This is a genomic window from Bartonella sp. SD1336NMGDW (genome assembly GCF_042193565.1).
Classification (GTDB): Bacteria; Pseudomonadota; Alphaproteobacteria; order Rhizobiales; family Rhizobiaceae; genus Bartonella; species Bartonella grahamii.
Map to the genome: position 1 here is coordinate 1 of NZ_JBHILW010000040.1, position 4,273 is coordinate 4,273.

A 4,273-nucleotide genomic window follows, 5' to 3' on the forward strand; every position below is an offset into this window, starting at 1 on the left:
AGAGACCACACCATTGATGTTGCAAGGGCTGCCGGGGGCGTTGCCGCTGCCCTTGCCGGTGGCAATGTTGATGCCGGTGCCGATGCCGCAGGCAATGCCGCTGCAAATAACTTTTTGGGTAGTGCACAACGCGCTCAGATGAAGAAAGAGTTAGAAGAGTGCCCTGATGATCAGTGTCGAAGAGATGTTAACGAAAAATGGTTCGAGATTGATGAACAACAAGATAGAACTTTTGCGACAGGAATTATGGCTGGTCTCATTGCCGATGCACCAATCAAGCTATACGAGTTAGCTGATGGCGCTGTGAAGAACATGATGTTACAAATGATAATATTTGCTAGCAATCCACGGGGGGGCGTTGAAAAGAGTTTTAAAGACATTGGAACAGGAGCGTCTTGGGTCGTGAGTGGACATGTGATTGATGATGTCTGGGAAGGTGCTGGTCAATTCTGGGGAGGTGTTGAGGATTCCTTTATAGGGGATATAGATTACGTAAAAGAGAATATTGAAAAAGCGGGAGTTGACGGAGCTTTTAATGCTGGTTTTGAAAGTGGAAGATTATCAGCCGGAGTATTAGAAAACTTTGCTGGAGGAGCTGGAGTAGTCAAGGGAGGCATAAAGCTTGGCGAAAAGGCTGTGATCAAGTTCAATGCTAGGAAAGATTTTGCCCAATTCGCTTCCAAGAAAAATCTTGCCAAACTTGCAGCTCAAGGAGATCCTGCCAAACATGCGGCGAAGAAAGAACTGACCAAACTCGCTGCTAAAGAAAAAAAGAAGTGGTTAAAAAAGAAACCTACTAAATTTACCGATAGCAAATTTGGACAGACTAACAAAGCCTATCAGAGAGACGATTTGTTTGATCCTGACAGAATTTCTAAATGGAGAGTAAACAAAAAAACGGTATGGGGCACCAATGTTGAAAGAATGAAAGCAGGAAAAGCACCTATAGGATTTGATGGTGAGCCTGTTGAGTTGCATCACCTAAAGCAAACGCATGAGGGGCCCATAGCAGAAATTGGCAGTAAAGATCATAACAAATATAATTCCGTGATTCATGCTCCTTCTAAAACACATCAATCGCTTATAGAGAGAGAAAAGTTTAAAAAATGGAGAGAGGAATATTGGAAGGAACGCGCTAAAGGTTATAGAAAACAAACAAACAGTAATTTAGGAGGAATAATTGATATGAAATGGAGTATCATAGGGATAGATTTTGACAGATGGGGACAGGAGCATCGGCAATAATGCTCTACGGTTGATGAAAAGAGAAAAAAGAAACTTATAGAATAATTTATGGAGAATAATTGATGAAAACCTATACCTTAGCTGATGTTGCAGTATTAATTGATAAAGTGAATAAATATGATGATGAGATTATCAATTTGGGTAGTGAAGATGATGAAGAGAATGAAACAGATGATTTACAGATTGAAAAGGCGGAGAAAGCTCTCGGCGTACAATTCACATCCTCTTACAAAGTTTTCTTAAAAAAATATGGAGGAGGAGAAATTGGTGGTGATGAAATCTTTAGCATTTATGGAGATTGTGGGGAAGGTATTCCTGCTGGTGATATTGTTTACCGAAACTTACTCAATAGAGAACGTGGTTTTGTGACACCAGAGCAGCTTTTCGTTAGCAGAACAGATTTTGGTGAAACCTTTTATTTTGATTATACGCAGTTTCGGGATGGTGAATGCCCACTCTATGTCATGCTTCCATCTGAAGATTGCGAATATTATGCCAGTAATTTTTATGAATTCCTTTGCAAAAGAATTAAAGAAAGCGTGGGAGTTGAGATACCTGATGGTGATCAACCAATTGAAAAGATTGAGAACACTCCCACTCCGCAACCTATACCTTTTTACAAGAGCTTTTGGAAAAAACTATGGAAGAGGTGAAATTGATAGTGAGGAAATACGGAGTGTTTATAACGCAAGTTTTGAGGATCATCTATGAAAACCTATACCTTAGATGATGTTGTAGAATTAGTTGATAAAGTGAATAAATATGATGATGAGATTATCAATTTTGGTACTGCAGAGGATGCAGTTAGTGATGTACGGATTAAAGAGGCAGAAAAAACTCTCGGTTTACAGTTTACAACTTCTTATAAGGATTTTTTAAAAAATTATAAGGGAGGAGAAATTGGTTATGAGGAAATTTTTAGCATTTATAACGCAAGTTTTGAAGATAATCCTGCTGGTGATATTGTTTATTATCACTTAACAGATATAAAAAATGGTTTAGCAAAACCACAGCAGCTTGTTGTCAATAGAACAGATTTTGGTGAAACCTTTTACTTTGATTATACTCAGTTTCAGGATTGTGAGTGCCCGCTCTATCTTAGATTTCAACCTAGCGATCCCCAGTATTACGCAAGTAATTTTTATGAATTTCTCTGTAAAAGAATTATGGAACATGCTGGGGGGTAATGACGATGCAAACCAAAAACGTAACAGAAATTTTAAAAAGATTGGGCTGGGAGACTCATCGCCATGAAGTTGGAGATACATTTGCTTATTATCATCTTTCTGATCGTATAATACGCATTCTCTATGATGTTGTAGATTATGGAGAGGATGGGGGAAAGTTTCGGCTATCGGCTGATCTTACCACTGCTGCTTATTGCCTTGCTTGGGAATATGCTAGTGGTGAAGTATCACAGGATAAGTATGAAGATACGCTGTTTTCTGCGAAAGAGGATTTCGATGTTACAGCTTCAGATCTCTCAGAAAGCCATGTTAAGGAATCTTTAAATAGGGTTATCGCTTGGGCGAAAGCACAAGATATTGAACAAAAATTACGTGAAAAAGCAGCCAATCATTCTGCTGTTGCAGAAGCATTACTTGGTGATATTGAGGCTTTAAAAAGTTCTAAGTTTACACCCCAATTACATGTACCAGAATTTTCAGATTACAAAACAATAGGGTGGATTGAGCGCCTCATTCTTTTTGCGCAAGCTTATAAAAACGGGGAGTTAGATGACATTTTAGCGCGTAAAAAACCTAAACAGTGTTCGATGAGTCTTACAGCAGCAACTCGCATTTTTAAAATTCAAGGGTGGTTTGCCACAGAGCTTGGGAAAATGTGGTTGGTTTTGCCGGATCGTTTTATTAAGTTAGATTTTGGCTTTGTACATCTCTATGATCAGTACAATATTCATCTCGAAGCTGAAATATCTAATGAAGAGATTTCTTTGGCTTGCTTGTATATTCATTTTTGTGGACAACGTAATCTTGTACGACCTACGGATATTTATCGATCTTTTAATACGATTGGAGGAGAGAATTTTCGTGGGGTTGATAAAGGAATTGATATTTGTGTAGAGATATTGAATGAGCAAGAGTTGACAAAAATCTCTGAGCGGGTGATACAGTGGGCACGTGCCCAAGATTTACAAGCGTCAATAGAAAGCAAAACGCTTATCCAAAAATATAGCTATTATCCAGCTGTGATTTGGCATTTGGCTTGTTTAGCATTGACAGGTCAAATTGATGTCCTAAAATCCTATCAAGATTCTATTGCAGAGGATAAGATTCCTGAGCATTTGCAAAATCTTGATGAAGAACTGGAGGGGTATGTTAATCACGCTGTTGAATTTGCTGAAAGACATCTGAAAATCTTTAATGAGCGAAAAGCCATAGATGATCGTCTTAGTTTGCAAGATTTGTCTTTTCTTAATACAGTTTCTGAAGACTTAAAAAGGATGGGGTGGACAGTTTATCGTGATAAGAACTATGATCGCAATGCTTATTTTGTAAGTAAAGACCGTATTATCAATATAATGTATAACCTTCAAAGTGATGAAGAAGAGCCGATTGTTGCGTTTAAGGCTTCCCTTTCAACACTTGGTTTTTCCACTGCTCATAGAGAAATTTTCTATAATATGCCTCAATATATAGCCATCAAAGAAGCAGAAGAAGTTTATACAGTTTCTAGTACTGAATTGGATGAAGGCAAGCTGAAACAGATCAGTGCGGATATTCTTGAATGGGCTGATCGGCAAAATGTGAATCAAATCATCTATGATTATGCGGCTTTTCCCCCAGACAGTGAACTTGATCTTGTAGCGCGTCACCTTATTGCGCTTGTTTTGATTGGGGATGTTGAAAAGCTCAAATCTTATAAGGAGAATTTTAGAAAGGGAAATCCTTTAGGTTTTGTGGAAGAAATCTCAAAATATAGAATTGATAATCTCCTTACTCTTGCACGCCGTTATCGGACTGGTTTTCCTAAAAATGCTCCGATTTTAAGCTTGGATGCGCAAACAGCA

The 4,273-nt window shown here is 38.3% G+C and carries 4 protein-coding genes; all 4 read left to right on the top strand.

Features of this window, described 5'->3' with window-relative positions:
• Window positions 1-1,245 (top strand): HNH/ENDO VII family nuclease (locus ACFIKH_RS08670; protein WP_375671496.1); only part of this gene is annotated, 1,245 nt, incomplete at its 5' end.
• A 62-nt stretch (window positions 1,246-1,307) separates the two neighbouring features.
• The gene (locus tag ACFIKH_RS08675; RefSeq protein ID WP_375626710.1) at window positions 1,308-1,898 is read left to right on the top strand and encodes an SMI1/KNR4 family protein; all 591 of its coding nucleotides are present in this window, start codon (window positions 1,308-1,310) and stop codon (window positions 1,896-1,898) included.
• 54 nt (window positions 1,899-1,952) lie between these two features.
• Complete coding sequence (locus ACFIKH_RS08680) at window positions 1,953-2,432, top strand: SMI1/KNR4 family protein (RefSeq protein ID WP_375671497.1); 480 nt, start codon at window positions 1,953-1,955, stop codon at window positions 2,430-2,432.
• Window positions 2,433-2,437: 5 nt separating this feature from the next.
• Window positions 2,438-4,273 (top strand): DUF6990 domain-containing protein (locus ACFIKH_RS08685; RefSeq protein ID WP_375671498.1); only part of this gene is annotated, 1,836 nt, incomplete at its 3' end.

What these genes read in the sequence shown, in the direction of transcription:
- ACFIKH_RS08675 (WP_375626710.1), top strand. Translation starts at nt 1,308, where the DNA reads ATGAAAACCTATACCTTAGCTGATGTTGCAGTATTAATTGATAAAGTG.
- ACFIKH_RS08680 (WP_375671497.1), top strand. Translation starts at nt 1,953, where the DNA reads ATGAAAACCTATACCTTAGATGATGTTGTAGAATTAGTTGATAAAGTG.